The organism is Borrelia crocidurae (assembly GCF_000825665.2).
GTDB classification, from domain to species: domain Bacteria; phylum Spirochaetota; class Spirochaetia; order Borreliales; family Borreliaceae; genus Borrelia; species Borrelia duttonii.
Genome location: NZ_LN609267.1, coordinates 455,197 through 470,179, shown reverse-complemented (window position 1 = coordinate 470,179; position 14,983 = coordinate 455,197). Strand labels below are relative to the sequence as shown.

General features: G+C 28.7%; 13 protein-coding genes. 3 read left to right on the top strand and 10 right to left on the bottom strand.

Going from position 1 to position 14,983, the window contains the following annotated elements; translation table 11 throughout:
- From fbaA to dnaA, 10 genes are all read right to left on the bottom strand, one after another.
- The coding region (gene fbaA / locus BN1173_RS02255) for a class II fructose-bisphosphate aldolase (RefSeq protein ID WP_040236361.1) at positions 1-1,058 on the bottom strand (1,058 nt) is incomplete at its 3' end.
- 138 nt (positions 1,059-1,196) lie between these two features.
- Entirely contained in the window at positions 1,197-2,255 is a 1,059-nt protein-coding gene (locus BN1173_RS02250; RefSeq protein ID WP_014696298.1) for a GDP-mannose 4,6-dehydratase, read from the bottom strand.
- Positions 2,256-2,311: 56 nt separating this feature from the next.
- Positions 2,312-3,034: an RNA-binding cell elongation regulator Jag/EloR gene (gene jag / locus BN1173_RS02245; protein WP_014696297.1), complete on the bottom strand. Its 723-nt coding sequence runs from the start codon at positions 3,032-3,034 to the stop codon at positions 2,312-2,314.
- The gene (yidC, locus tag BN1173_RS02240; protein ID WP_040236358.1) at positions 3,031-4,668 is read right to left on the bottom strand and encodes a membrane protein insertase YidC; all 1,638 of its coding nucleotides are present in this window, start codon (positions 4,666-4,668) and stop codon (positions 3,031-3,033) included. Before yidC ends, jag begins: the two co-directional genes overlap by 4 nt.
- Entirely contained in the window at positions 4,665-5,009 is a 345-nt protein-coding gene (gene rnpA / locus BN1173_RS02235; protein WP_012538195.1) for a ribonuclease P protein component, read from the bottom strand. The genes yidC and rnpA overlap by 4 nt, the downstream gene beginning before the upstream one ends.
- A complete protein-coding gene (gene rpmH / locus BN1173_RS02230; RefSeq protein WP_012538194.1) occupies positions 4,990-5,145 on the bottom strand; it encodes a 50S ribosomal protein L34 in 156 nt (51 codons plus the stop codon). The genes rnpA and rpmH overlap by 20 nt, the downstream gene beginning before the upstream one ends.
- A 94-nt stretch (positions 5,146-5,239) precedes the next feature.
- Positions 5,240-5,539, bottom strand: coding sequence for a DciA family protein (locus BN1173_RS02225; RefSeq protein ID WP_040236357.1), 300 nt, complete (start codon positions 5,537-5,539; stop codon positions 5,240-5,242).
- Positions 5,520-6,590: a DNA replication/repair protein RecF gene (gene recF, locus BN1173_RS02220; protein WP_040236356.1), complete on the bottom strand. Its 1,071-nt coding sequence runs from the start codon at positions 6,588-6,590 to the stop codon at positions 5,520-5,522. The genes BN1173_RS02225 and recF overlap by 20 nt, the downstream gene beginning before the upstream one ends.
- 2 nt (positions 6,591-6,592) lie before the next feature.
- Positions 6,593-7,774 carry a DNA polymerase III subunit beta gene (gene dnaN, locus BN1173_RS02215; protein WP_040236355.1) on the bottom strand — a complete coding sequence of 394 codons (1,182 nt, stop codon included), beginning with the start codon at positions 7,772-7,774 and terminating at the stop codon, positions 6,593-6,595.
- Positions 7,775-8,037: 263 nt separating this feature from the next.
- Positions 8,038-9,492, bottom strand: coding sequence for a chromosomal replication initiator protein DnaA (dnaA, locus tag BN1173_RS02210; protein WP_012538190.1), 1,455 nt, complete (start codon positions 9,490-9,492; stop codon positions 8,038-8,040).
- A gap of 247 nt (positions 9,493-9,739) precedes the next feature.
- On the opposite strand from dnaA, the gene gyrB reads away from it, so the two are divergent.
- The 3 genes from gyrB to BN1173_RS02195 form a co-directional block, all read left to right on the top strand.
- Entirely contained in the window at positions 9,740-11,644 is a 1,905-nt protein-coding gene (gene gyrB / locus BN1173_RS02205; RefSeq protein WP_040236353.1) for a DNA topoisomerase (ATP-hydrolyzing) subunit B, read from the top strand.
- 11 nt (positions 11,645-11,655) lie between these two features.
- Complete coding sequence (gene gyrA, locus BN1173_RS02200; RefSeq protein ID WP_040236351.1) at positions 11,656-14,088, top strand: DNA topoisomerase (ATP-hydrolyzing) subunit A; 2,433 nt, start codon at positions 11,656-11,658, stop codon at positions 14,086-14,088.
- Between the two features lie 136 nt (positions 14,089-14,224).
- On the top strand, positions 14,225-14,983 hold a 759-nt coding region (locus BN1173_RS02195; protein WP_040236349.1), incomplete at its 3' end, for a ParB/RepB/Spo0J family partition protein.

Below are 14,983 nucleotides of genomic sequence, written 5' to 3'. Positions count from 1 at the left end.
AGATTCTTGCAAGCAATTTTTACACGTTCCTTTATACTAATCTCAGATTCTCTAAGCCATACTCTTGGATCATAAAATTTTTTATTTGGAACATCAGCATCCTTCCCATCACCAAGCTGTCCTTGAAGTCTATTTTCATTCTTTTTGTAATAATTTAATATACCTTCCCAAGCAGCCCATTGAGTATCTGTGTCAATATTCATCTTAACAATACCATAAGATAGTGCTTCATGAATTTCTTCTAATGTTGATCCAGAACCTCCATGAAACACATAAGACACAGGCTTTGGATTAGTTGAATTAATCTTTGATATCACATAATTCTGCCCATCTCGTAATACTTTAGGAGTAAGTTGAACATTACCAGGCTTATAAACACCATGAACATTTCCAAAAGCCGCTGCAATTTGGAAATTAGGGCTAATCTTAATAAGCTCAGAATAACCATAATAAATATCTTCAGGGGTTGAAAATAACTCATGATGTGCTCTTTCTGAATTATCAACACCATCTTCTTCACCACCAGTAATTCCAAGTTCAATTTCTAAAAACATCTCTATCTTAGACATTCTCTCTAAAAATTTCTTAGACATTTCAATATTTTCTTTAATTGGCTCTTCAGATAAATCTAACATATGTGAAGAAAACAAAGGTCTATTATGCTCTTTATAATATTTCTCTCCATATTCCAAAAGTCCCTCAACCCAAGGAATTAAATTTTTTGCACAATGATCTGTATGTAAAACAACAGGTATCCCATAATGCTCTGCCAACAAATGAACATGCATAGCACCAGAAATAGCTCCAAGTATAGAAGTCCCTTGAGACTTTTCAACTTTTAATCCCTTACCAGCAACAAAAGAAGAACCACTATTTGAAAACTGTATCATAATAGGAGAATTAATTTCTTTAGCTGCTTCTAAGACAGCATTAATTGAATTAGTCCCTACACAATTAATTGCAGGAATTGCAAATCCTTCACTTTTACATATCTCATATAAAGTATGTAGATCCTTGCCATAAACCACTCCGGGTTTAATTTTATTTAAAACACCCACCTATAAACCTCCTTACTAAAACTAAATATATATTTCCATTATATCTGTAAAAATCCAAAATTAAATCTACATTTAAAAAACAAAATTATAAAAATCAAATAAAGACAAACAATGTCATAAAAACAAAGCAACAATAAATTACTTAGATATCTTCGATTTATACCAAATTGCAAATTTTCGAATCCCGTCCTTAATAGAAGTTAAAGCTTCATAAGCAAAATCATTTTTAAGTTTTGAAATATCACAACAACTCTCTACAACATCTGCTTTTTGCATAGGCAAAAAATTTTTACAAGCTTTATTCTCAAGATTTATTTCAAGCTCATTAATAAATTCCATAAGCTTAACAGCCTGTCCAGTACCCACATTATATATTCTATATGGAGCAAATGAACTTGAAGAATTGGGATTTTGCGTATCAAAACTACTATCACTCCTAGCCGGTTTTTTGAGTACATTACAAACACCATTTACAACATCATCAACATATGTAAAATCTCTAGCCATATCTCCATTATTAAAGACATTAATTGTAGATTGTCTCATAATACCATCTGCAAATAAATACAATGCCATATCAGGTCTCCCATAAGGTCCATAAACTGTAAAAAATCTTAATCCTGTTGTTGGAATATTAAAAGATGAACTGTAAGCATGAGCTATTACTTCATTAGACTTTTTGCTAGCCGCATACAAATTTAAAGGATGATCTGTAATGCTATCTTCACTTGATGGCATTTTTTCATTCAAGCCATAAACTGCAGAAGTAGATGCATAAACAAAATGTTCAATAGAATCTTTATATATCCTACATGCATCTAAAATATTAAAAAATCCAACAATATTAATAGCAATATAACTATCTGGATTTTCAATACTATCTCTAATACCTGCCTGAGCTGCTAAATGACAAATATGAGTAAATTTATAATTATTAAAAAGAGACAAAACTCGCTCTTTATTCAAAATATCAAGATTAACAAAACTTAAATTATTATATTTATAACTATTCACAACCTTTTTACTATCTATATTTTCACTATTAAATCCTAAAATTTCCAATCTCTCATATTTCAAACTAGGATCATAATAATTATTTAAAATGTCTATGCCTAAAACTTCATGTCCATCATCAGCAAGTTTCTTAGCAACATGAAAACCAATAAACCCTGCAATTCCTGTTAATAATACTCTCATACATACCTCAAAAATTATAAACTCCCGACTTTACACAATCAAGAGAATAAAATTTCCTATTTTTTAGAATTAGCATCCTTTTTATTATAAGTTCGAAAATTATTATTATATTTACTATTTCTAACATAAGAAATTCTAACCCTTTTCAAGTTTCCATCTCCTTCACTTTCCGTTTTAATATCACTATAACGATTTAAGGTAGTATGAATAATCCTTCTCTCAAAAGGATTCATTGTTGGTAACAAAATAGAACGTCTACTCCTTTTTACCTTATGTAGAGAATTTATTGCTAAATTAATAAACCTTGATTTAAATCTCTCCCTATAATCTTCAATATCTAATATTACTCTATTAAAATTACCAGTATCTCCAATAAGTCTAGATATATAAATATTTGCTAAAAGTTGCAAAGCATCTAAATTTCGACCTTCTCTTCCAATCAAAATATTTGGACTGTCTGTTTCAATAACAATCTTAACATAATTACCCTCTCTAGATTCAACCTTTAAATTAACAGAATAACCCATTTTATTGATGATTTCCTTAACAAAATCCAATACTTGATTATAAATATCCTCATCAAACTGAATGTCAGACTTTACTTCTTCCTCTTTAGCATGAGGAGACACTTTTATCCTAATCATCTCTTTTTTAAATAAAAATCCAACCTTCTCTTTATCTAAAATCTCCACATCAAATTCACCTTCTCTTAAATCAAGATCTCTCATAGCTTTCTTAATTGCTTCTTGTTCTGTCTTTCCATAAAATTCATAACTCATTTGTTCCTCCTTTCAGATAAATTCATCTTTATATAGTATTGTTGTAAAATGGTAAAAATATTGGTTGTAATCCAATATATTAAAAGTCCTGATGGCATATCATATAATATGAAAAAAAACATAATAGGCATACCAAAATATAAAAACTTCTGTTGTGCTCCAAGACTTTTAAAACTAACATTAGAACTCACTATCGTAGATAATAATTGAGTAATCATCATAATAAAAGGCAAAATCCTAATATCAGTCCATGCAAAAACTTTATATCCAAAATAATATATGCTATCACCAATTGACAAATCATCAATCCAACCAGGAATAAAACTAGCTCCTCTTAACACAAAGAAATTATTCACAAGACCATAAAGAGCAAAAAATACAGGTAGTTGTAAAAGAATAGGAAAACATCCTCCAATAGGATTAACACCTTCCTCTCTATAAAGTTTACTCATCTCTTCATTTAATCTTTTAGGATCACTTTTAAACTTCACTTGTATTTCTTTCATTTTTGGCTGTAATTTAGAAAGCTCTGCTGTAGCCCTAAAACTTTTAAAAGTCAAAGGAAATATCAGTATCCTTACAACAATTGTCAAAAACATTATTGAAAGACCCCAATTGGGAATAACATTATAAAAAATTTGCATTATCAATTGCATAGGAACTTGAAGAAAATACAATAAACTTTTCTCTACAGACATTCCAAATTCAACATTAGATAAACCAAAACTATTTAGCTCTCTCTGATTAAAAATATCTAAATATTTATTGTCTCTAGGCCCTGCATAGATATAAAAAACATCACTAACATTTTTGTTATCCAATTTGTTTAAAATAAAAGCATTTAAAACCTTATTTTCATGCTTAAATTCAACCTTCATATTCTCTTTTGAAACCAAAACTTCAAAATATTTAGTTCCAGCACCAACCCATTTAGGATTTGCAATATTTAAACCATCCTTACCATATCTCAGCTTAGTGTCATAATAAATAGCATGGGATAAATAATTATTATATTGCAACTTACCCTTAGCACTTAATTCTTCAATACCAGAATTTAATACAAATTTATAAAAATCAATACCAATATCATCATTAACATCAATGTTATTTAAAAAAATTTCAAGCTTAATTAAATATTCATTGCTTTTAGAAAATGTATATCTTTTTATATATTCATAATATTTACCATTAACTTCAACATTGGTCTTAAAATCATGTACATGACTATCTATTTGCTCATATAAAAACAGACTTTTGCTTAATTTATCTAAGGTAATATAAAAAAGACTTTGATTTTGTGGATGCACCTTAACTATTTCTGTTGGCTTTTTATCTAAATTCAAATGATCCTTAAGTTTTAGAGAAATCAAATTTCCACCAAATGTTGCAAAAGTAGCATGATATATATCTGTATCAACATTAATATCTTCAGAATTATCACTTAAATTAAAAGTAAAATTTTCATCGATTAAAGAATTATCAATATCAAAATCCTTATTTAAATCAAATTTAATCTCCTCATTCATAAAAGAAGAAGCTTTTCGAGAAAAAAGAAAATCATCAATAAGCATAAAAATACCTATAAAAAATAAAGATAAATAAACAGCTCGCAAAATTCTTTTATTTGGGCTCACACTTTCCTCTTTATAACATAAACAATCATATTTTTTAGTATTGTCTTAACTTCATGGTAATTGATATTTGCTTTTTGAGGATAAACTACGAAAATAAAATCAGCACACCCATCCTTTAACAAAGTAAAATATTCTCTAAAGCATTCTTTAAAAACCCTTCGAACACGATTTCTCTTAACAGCACCTTTAAAGACCCTAGGAAAAGTAATAAGTATTCTAGAGATTGCTAAACTTGTAAATCTATAAAATATATTAATCCCTTCTATCTTAACAAATTGACCTTTTTTAAAAAGTTCTTGTATTTCTAATCTGGATTTTATATTAATATTTCTTTTTTTCATCAGAAACAGTTAATTTTGATCTTCCCTTAGCTCTTCTTCTAGCAAGAATAAGTCTTCCACTTTTAGTTTTCATTCTAGCTCTAAATCCAAATTTCCTGTTTCTCTTAACCCGACTCGGCTGATAAGTTCGTTTCAATCAAGTCCTCCAACTAAAAACATTCTACACTCATAAGATATAACTTAAACAATACAATGTTATATTATACAATTATAATTGTCAATAAAATCAATCACCTTATTAAAACCTTTATATCTAATATCTCAAGACCTGCAGACTCCTTTACTGATTGTATTATCTTTGCTTTATTACAAGAAATATTATATAAAATACTTGAATTCTTAACAGCAACAAATAATATTTTATTATCTTTCAAATTTAATAATTTTACTTTATCTGCAAGCTCTTTAAATATAACTTGCCAGTTCTGAGAGAGTAATAAATTTGCACTTAGCTTTTCATTAGAACATATATTGGTATTTAAATAATTTTTTAACACATCAGCTACTTTTTTAAAGCTCAAATCTTCCATTAGTCATCCTATATACTATAAAATTACTCTCCCTATTAACATCATAACAATCATCTAAAAATGTAAAAAAACACTGAGAATCTTTTGGCAAAATTTCAAACACTTTTCTCCTTTTTATACTATCTAACTCCAAAAACACATCATCAAATAATAAAATAGGTGACATGTTAAACTTATCATTAAAAATAATTACTTGAACAAGCCTATAAATCAAAGCAAGTACCCTAATTTGCCCTGTTGAGGCATGATCAGTAAAAACTCTATGCTCACTCAAGATTTCATACAAATCTCTATGAGGACCTATTAAAGTAGTCTCACTATAAAGTTCATCCTTTTCCCTTAAACACAAAATCTCGAAAAATTCATCTTTGCTACAACATGTAACAGAAGGAAAGTATTTAATCTCTAAATTACACGAAACATCAAAAATTAATGAACAATAATATTGAAAAAATCTACAAAAATGTTCAACAAAATTTTTTCTCATTGCTGTTATTTCCAAAGCACAATCAACAAAAGCTTCATTGTAAATTTTAAGTAAATCTTTATCATGCTGTTTTAGAATCAAATTTCTTTGTTTTAAAATTTTCCGATACTTCCTAAGTGAATCCAAATAACTTAAAGAAATAAAACTTATTGCCTGATCAAAAAACCATCTCCTTTTCATTGGAGTACCAATGATAAAATCAATATCATGATTTGAAAAAATAATTGCTGGAATATTTAATATTAAATCCCTTCTATCTCTTACAATGCTATTGTTAACCTTTATTTCTTTTTTACCATTTCTAACTGATAAATTAATCTCTCCATTTTTTTCTTTAGTCTGATAAAAACATTTCAAATAAAATTCTTTCTCGCCATATGTAATAAGCTCTTTATCGGTATTAACTAAAAATGAAGACGCAAAAGCAAGACAATAAATAGCATCAAGAATATTGGTCTTCCCAGAACCATTTTCTCCACAAAAGTAGATGTTATCAAAATCGAAATTAATAACCTGATTTTCTATATTTTTAAAGTTATAACCTCTCAATGTCTTTTTTACCATCTTTAAATGGAGCAACAGCAATCTTTGTTGCACATCAGAGGCATTATCAAATGAATAAAGTCACACTTATCCTCTTCATTTAATTTTAACAAACCCCCAGAACTAAATTTTATCTCTAATTTTGGAGTATCAAACACACCCATTGCCTCGGTTATATAAACACTATTAATCGCCAACATTTCTTCAGTTCCTGCATAATCGTAATTGGAACCTTGCATAAAAAATTCACCTTTCCGTCCTGTAATTGGATCTTCTGCCATAAGTTTTAACTGATTAACGGAAAAATTTAAAACCACTTTTTTAGACCTTTTGTCAGTATAAGAGTTTACTCTTGAAAGTCTGTCTTTAAACATAGAAACATCTATTAATGCTCTATTTGTATATTCATTAGGTATTATGCTCTCATAATCAGGATAGTTTCCACTAATCAAGCTACAAGCTATTTTATAATTATTAAACTCAACATAAAATTTCTTATCAGAAACTTTAAATTTTATTATTCCTTCTCCTGTTATCATCTGTTTTAAAAGATTAAACATTTTAACGGGAACAATAAAGTTGACATCTTCTTCAAATATCAAATCTGTTTTATATACAGACATTCTGTATGAATTAGTAGAAACAAGTGTTAATACAGAATTACTGTCTTTTGTAAAATAAATGCCGTTTAAAGCATTTTTAGACTCATCATGTGATGCAGAAAATGCAACTTTGTTTATGATCCTCTTTAAATCTTTTTGATTTAGTTCGAATGCAAAATTATAAACCTCATCGTTTATATCATAATTGTAATTTTCGATCTCTTCAGTAGAAAAAGTAGGTTCACTTAAATGGTCATTTGTATAATTCTCGTTATTGTTGTCTGATTCTCCAATTATATCCAGTTTATTTTCATCTTCTTTAAATTTCATTTTTAGTTCATCGTATAAATTGAGCGCTTTAACGGCATCTGCAAGGTTGGAAGCGTTTATTAGCACATTGAAATTGTCTGTAGAGACAATTGGTATTGTACTTTCAAAAAAGATGTTTCTGTCTGTTGCTTTGATTGTAAGATTAGAACTTTTTATCTCAAGCAGTATTGCACTCCAAATATCGTTTATGTTTCTATTTAGAATTATGCTTTTTGCTTTGTCAATTTCATCTGAAATTTGTTCCGTATCGCATAGTATAAATTTTTCATTCAACTTTTTACCCTCCCTTTTATTATATTATTATCTTTTAACTTTTATAAAGATAAAAGATTTCTTTTTATTTGACATGCTTTTTATTTCGTATTTTTATTATATTTAATAGTTGTATTAGTAGGAAGGTGTCTAATTGTTCAATTCTATTTATATTATTATATTGTAAGCAATAATATATGTTCAATTCTTTCTGTTTTTTGATGAATTTTTTGTTCAATTTGTTAAACATTGTTCAAAAATATTTTTGATTTTGAACAATGTTACTAATTTTTGTTTATTTTGTTCATAAGTTCTATGATTAAATTGTTAATTTCTAGATTTTTATTTCTATCCTTATCTATCTTATTTATTGAATAAAGTACTGTTGAATGGGTTTTCCCTCCAATTATTTTACCTATTTCAATTGTTGAAAGTTCTGTAAAATTCCTTAAAAGATAAGCATAAATATGTCTTGCTTTTGTGATTTCAGGTTTTTTGCTATTTCCTTCAATATCTTTATTTGTAAGTTTTAATTCCCTTAATATAACTTTTTTGATATTTTCGATATTTATTTTATTAGGTGTGTTTGTATTATCATTTTCATAAGCTATTATTTCCTTAATTATTTTGTCTACTATGTTAGTGTCAATTTCTATGTCTTCAAGGTCTATGTGTGCTTTTAATTTTGTTACAGCAGCTTCGAGATCCCTTATATTGGTTGTAACTTTCTTTGCAACTAAATTGAGAATGTTTTTAGGGACTTTAATGCCATCTTCTTCTGCCTTTTTTTCTATAATAGCTACTCTTAATTCAAAATTTGGTTTTGATATATCGACATTTAGTCCTCTTGTAAATCTACTCTTAAGTCTGTCTGTAAAATTTACAAGTTCTGAAGGCTGTCTGTCGCAGGTAAATACCATTTGTTTGTTATCTTCATAAAGGGCATTAAAAGTATGAAAAAGCTCTTCTTGTATACCTTCTTTTTTCTGTAAATCATGAATATCATCTAGTAATAACATGTCTAGATGCCGGTATTTTTTTTTGAATCTTTTTGTTTCATTTGTTTTGATGCTTTCTACGAATTCGTTTAAAAAATTTTCGGCGGTTACGTAAAGTATTTTGAATTCTTTGTGTAATTCTTCTGTTTTATTTCCTATGCTTTGAAGCAAATGTGTTTTTCCAAGTCCAACTCCACCATAAATTAAGCATGGGTTATATTTTTTCCCAGGGTTTTTTGCGATTGATAAGCTTGCATTATATGCAAGCTTATTGTTTGTTCCTATAATAAAGTTTTCAAATGTATATTTTTTTTTGAGAAAAGGATTTCTATATTTTATGTGAATTTCTTCTTTAATACTGTATTGTTTTGTGTTATTTATTATATTTTTTGCATGGGTTTTAATGTCTTTGTTTTTTGTTTGTAAGTCTTGTTGGTGTGTAATTGCTTTTAATGAAATATCTTTTGATTCTGTATTATGATCTTTTAATTCATTTTGAGAATGTATAAATTCGACATTAATTGTACTATGTCCTTTTTCTATAAGAATTTCTTTTATTCTTTTTGAAAATCTTTTCTCTACTTGATTTTTGTGAAAAGAATTTGGTGTAGCTATCTTTATGTTTTCACCAATTGCATCTATGAAATATAAATTTTCAAACCATATATAAAATTCTTCTTCAGAGAGTTCTTTTCTTATTGCTGCTAAAATTAAGCTCCATATATTTTTTCCTTCTTGCATATCTTATCCTCATTGTTTTTGGCTTTTTTTTATAGCTTTTTGATCTATTAGCATATGTATGTATAAGTATTATATAGTATAATAATGAACCGGAATATGATCTTAACAATTTATAGGTATTGAAATTTTATTATTTTTAGGTCAAGCTAGATGTGTTTTGTAGTTTGTGTCATTTAATGGATATTATATTGTTTTTAATGTAGAATTTGCTTATGTCGTATATTATGATTAATTGTGTGGAAGGTTTATGAGTTATGTTGCTAGTAATATTCAAGTTTTAAAGGGTCTTGAAGCTGTTAGAAAACGTCCTGGTATGTATATTGGCTCTGTTTCAATTAATGGATTGCATCATTTAGTTTATGAAATTGTTGACAACAGTATTGATGAAGCCTTGGCAGGATTTTGTGATAGGATAGAGGTTGTTATAAATTCAGATAATTCTATAATGGTGAATGATAATGGTAGGGGAATTCCTACAGATATTCATGAAGAGGAAGGAATTAGTGCACTTGAACTTGTTTTGACAAAATTACATTCTGGAGGGAAATTTAATAAGGGTACTTATAAAGTTTCTGGTGGGCTTCATGGAGTTGGAGTTTCAGTTGTTAATGCTTTATCATCTTTCTTAGAAGTAGTTGTTAGCAGAGAAGGAAAGCTTTTTAAACAAACGTATTCAAGAGGTATTCCGACATCTGAGGTTGAAGTTGTTGGAGTAAGTTCTACTACTGGTACGAAAGTTACTTTTTTTGCTGATTCTGAAATTTTTGAAACTTTAAAATATGATTTTGAGACTTTGTCAAGGAGGCTTAGAGAACTTGCATTTTTAAATGATAAAATACGGATTTCGATTGAAGATAGGAGATTAGGCGAAGAAAAATTTTTAGAATTTTATTTTGAAGGTGGGATAAAAGCTTTTGTAGATTATATAACTAATAATAATAAAAATATTCAAAGTAGTCCTTATTTTATTGAAGGAGTTTGTAATGATGTTATTGTTAGTGTTGGTCTTAAATGGACTGAAGGATATTCTGATAATACTTTATCTTTTGTAAATAATATTAATACTAAGGAGGGAGGAACTCATGTTGCTGGCTTTAAGAGTGGACTTTTAAAAGCAATGAGTGAGGCTTTTAGAGATTCAAAAATAAGCAAAAAAGATATTCCCAATCTTACATTAGATGATTTTAAAGAAGGACTAACAGCAGTAATTTCTATTAAAGTGCCAGAACCTCAGTTTGAGGGTCAAACCAAAGGAAAATTAGGAAATTCTTATATAAAAAAAATTGTTGAAACCATTGTATATGATGGACTTTTAAGGATTATTAATGAAAATTTTGTAGAAATAGATATTATTCTTAATAAGGCAATAAGAGCTGCTCGTGCTCGTGAAGCTGCAAGAAAAGCAAGGGAATCTGAGAGAAAGAAAAGTGCATTTGAAAGTTTGGCATTGCCTGGTAAATTAGCGGATTGTACATCTAAAAATCCAGCAGAGAGAGAAATTTACATTGTAGAAGGTGATTCTGCAGGAGGAAGTGCAAAAATGGGAAGAGATAGGTTTTTTCAAGCTATTTTGCCATTATGGGGTAAAATGCTTAATGTTGAGAAAACCAGAGAAGATAAAGTTATTACAAATGATAAGCTGATTCCAATAATTGCATCTCTTGGAGCTGGTGTTGGTAAAGCTTTTTATATTGAAAAGCTTCGCTATCATAAAATTATTATTATGGCTGATGCTGATGTTGATGGATCTCATATTCGGACATTACTTCTTACATTTTTCTTTCGTTATATGAGAGAATTGATTGATAATAAGCATGTATATATAGCTATGCCACCTCTTTATAAGATTAAACATGAAAATAAGGTGCATTATTTTTATGATGATTTTGAAAAGGAAACTTTTTTAGGGTCGATTGATGTTGTGAAAAGGAATAAAGTAAGTTTACAAAGATATAAAGGATTAGGAGAGATGAATCCTACACAACTTTGGGAAACTACTATGAATCCTGCTACTAGAAAAATGAAGTTAATAGAAATAGATGATGCTATACAAGCTGAGAAAATTTTTGTTACTCTTATGGGGGATGATGTTGAACCTAGAAGAGAATTTATTGAGCAGAATGCACTTGATGTAGTAAATCTAGATGTGTGATTGGAGCACTAATGGCAATTGAAAATAATAAAGAGCAATTATTAAATATAAAGATAGAAGATGAGGTTAGGACTTCGTATTTAAATTATGCAATGTCTGTTATTGTTTCAAGGGCTCTTCCTGATGTTAGAGATGGTCTTAAACCTGTTCACAGAAGAATTTTATATTCAATGCATGAAATGGGCCTTAAGTCTGATAAGTCGTTTAAGAAGGCTGGGCGGATTGTTGGAGATGTTCTTGGTAAGTATCATCCTCATGGTGATCAGTCAATTTATGAGGCTCTTGTAAGGCTTGCACAGGATTTTTCGTTAAGATATCCTATAGTTAGTGGACAGGGAAATTTTGGTTCTATTGATGGCGATCCTCCTGCTGCTATGCGATATACTGAAGCTCGAATGGCAAAAATAGCAGAAGAACTCGTTATAGATATAGATAAACAAACTGTTAATTTTAAGCCCAATTATGATGATTCTTTGCTTGAACCTGAGGTTTTACCAGCAGCTTTTCCATTTCTTTTAGTTAATGGTTCTAGTGGTATTGCTGTTGGGATGGCTACAAATATGGCTCCTCATAATTTGAGAGAGGTTTGTGATGCCATAATTTATATGTTGGAGCATGATGATGTTTCTATTTACGATTTAATAGCAATAATTAAAGGTCCAGATTTCCCAACTTATGCTGAGATCATTTATAATGAAAATTTAATTAAGGCTTATACTACGGGAAAAGGTAGCGTTGTTATTCGAGCACGTTATCATATTGAAGAAAAGTCGGAAGATAATATTTCTATTATAATTACACAAATACCTTATGCTGTTAACAAATCTTCTTTACTTATGAAGATTGCATTGTTAATAAAAGAAGAAAAATTGGAAGGTGTATCTGATATAAGGGATGAGTCGGATCGTGAAGGTATTAGAATTGTTCTTGAAATAAAAAAAGGTTTTGATCCTCATGTTGTGATGAATTTACTTTATGAATATACCGAACTTAGGAGGAATTTTAGTATAAATAATTTAGCTCTTGTTAATGGTATTCCTAAACAATTAAATTTAAGAGAGCTTATATCTGAATTTATCGAGCATAGAAAGAATATTCTTAGACGGCGTGTAGAGTTTGACTTAAAGAGAGCACAAGAGAAGGCCCATATTCTTGAAGGGTTGAATATTGCACTAAGAAATATTGATAGAGTAATAGAAATAATACGATTTTCTAGACTTGTAAAAGATGCTAGAGAGTGTATTATGAGAGAATTTCAACTGTCGGAAATACAGGCTAATTCTATACTGGATATGAAGTTACAAAAGTTGACGTCTCTTGAGGTGGCAAAAATAGAAGAAGATTTTAAAGTTGTATTAGCTTTAATAAAAGATTATGAAGATATTCTAATAAGTCCATCAAGAATTGTTAATATGATAAGAGAAGAGATTATTAATTTAAGTTTAAAATTTGGCGATGATCGCCGAACAAAAATAATTTATGATGAGGAGGTTTTAAAAACTAGTATGTCAGATTTAATGCAGAGGGAAAATGTTATTGTTATTCTTACAAAGCAAGGTTTCATTAAAAGGGTCTTACAAGATGAATATAAACTTCAAGGTATAGGTGGTAAGGGCCTTGGTTCTTTTGATTTACAAGATAGCGATCAAGTTAATGTTGCTTTATGTGTAAATACCCATGACTTTTTATTGATGATTTCAAATGAAGGTAAGCTTTATGTAATTAATGCTTATGGGATTAAAGATTCTTCTAGAACTTCAAGAGGACAAAATATTCGTGAACTTATTAATTTAGGAGAAAAAGAAGAAATATTAGCTATTAAAAATTGCAGTGAATTGTCTGTAGATAATTATTTATTAATAACAACCGCAAATGGAAAAATAGCACGTATTGAGACTGAAGGGTTTAAAACTGTTAAATCAAGGGGCGTTATTATTATGAAACTTGATGATAAAGATTTTGTTACAAGTGCGGAGATTGTATCTAGAGATGATAAAATTATTTGTATTTCCAAGAAAGGTAATGCTTTTGCATTTAGTTCTAATGACATTAGATTGACACATAGAGGAACTCAAGGGGTGTCTGGAATGAAAGTAAGAGAGGGAGATATGCTTATTAAGGCTTTAGCCATAAAACAAGGATCTCATCTTTTAATTATGTCTGAGAATGGATATGGAAAGCGATTGGAAGTGTCTAAAGTAACTGGGCTTAAGAGAGGTTCTACTGGGTATACTTGCTATAAGAAGTCTGATGAAAAGGCAGGTGAAGTTGTTGATGCTATTACAGTTTCTCAAGATGATGAAATATTGCTTATAAGTAAAAGTTCAAAAGTGTTACGAACATTAGTTGACAAAATATCTGAACAAGGTAAGGATGCTAGAGGAATGCAGGTGTTATCTCTTGATGAAGATAAATTAGTAGCTGTTTCAAAATTTATTAAATAATAAATCGATATTAATTATATTATTAGAATGTTCCACGTGGAACATTCTTTTTTTTTGTGATTGTTTAAATTGAAAGTTAAATTAACATGGAACAACTTTATAAAATTTTGTATTATTACAGGAGGGCTTTGATAAAATGGATGAATCTTTAAAAATGGTAGATATAAATCTTTTAGATATAGATAAATCACAGCCTAGAAAGTCTATCAATCTTGCTGAACTTGAAGAATTAAGTATTTCTATAAAAGAAAATGGAATATTACAGCCTATTGTTGTTTATCCTAATAATGGTAGGTATAACATAATAATAGGGGAGAGGAGATTTAGAGCTGCTAAATTTTTAGGTATGAGTCAGATTCCTGTTATAGAGATAGAGGCTAGTACAAAAGACAAAGATTTTATGTCATTAATTGAAAATATTCAACGTGAAAACTTAACTCCTGTTGAAGAAGCGTATGCTTATAAAAATCTTATGGACAAACATGCTTTAACCCAAAAAGCCTTATCTGAAAAAATAGGTAAAAATAGATCTCATGTTGCCAATTTAGTTAGGATTTTAGAGCTTGAACAAGAAATATTAAATTCTTTGCATAAAAAAGAAATATCATTGGGTCATGCTAAAGTTTTATTGTCGTTAAAGGATAATCAAGATAGATATGCCCTTTATCTTTTAATAATTAAAAAGAAATTGTCTGTGAGAGATGCGGAAAATTATGTTAAAAATCTTTATAAAACTATCAATGATAAATCAGAAATTTTTAGAGATCCTTTTTTAAATAGTATTAAAGAATTTTTAATAAGCAGAATACAAACTAAAATAAGTATTAAAGGAAGTAAGGAAAAGGGAAAAATAGAAATAAGTTATTTTACATCTTCTGATTTAAAGAGAATCATC

Excerpts from the sequence above, each read along its gene's own strand:
- rnpA (WP_012538195.1), bottom strand. The coding sequence starts at position 5,009 with ATGAAAAAAAGAAATATTAATATAAAATCCAGATTAGAAATACAAGAA.
- BN1173_RS02250 (WP_014696298.1), bottom strand. The coding sequence starts at position 2,255 with ATGAGAGTATTATTAACAGGAATTGCAGGGTTTATTGGTTTTCATGTT.
- jag (WP_014696297.1), bottom strand. The coding sequence starts at position 3,034 with ATGAGTTATGAATTTTATGGAAAGACAGAACAAGAAGCAATTAAGAAA.
- gyrA (WP_040236351.1), top strand. The coding sequence starts at position 11,656 with ATGGCAATTGAAAATAATAAAGAGCAATTATTAAATATAAAGATAGAA.
- dnaA (WP_012538190.1), bottom strand. The coding sequence starts at position 9,492 with ATGCAAGAAGGAAAAAATATATGGAGCTTAATTTTAGCAGCAATAAGA.
- recF (WP_040236356.1), bottom strand. The coding sequence starts at position 6,590 with ATGGTAAAAAAGACATTGAGAGGTTATAACTTTAAAAATATAGAAAAT.
- BN1173_RS02225 (WP_040236357.1), bottom strand. The coding sequence starts at position 5,539 with ATGGAAGATTTGAGCTTTAAAAAAGTAGCTGATGTGTTAAAAAATTAT.
- gyrB (WP_040236353.1), top strand. The coding sequence starts at position 9,740 with ATGAGTTATGTTGCTAGTAATATTCAAGTTTTAAAGGGTCTTGAAGCT.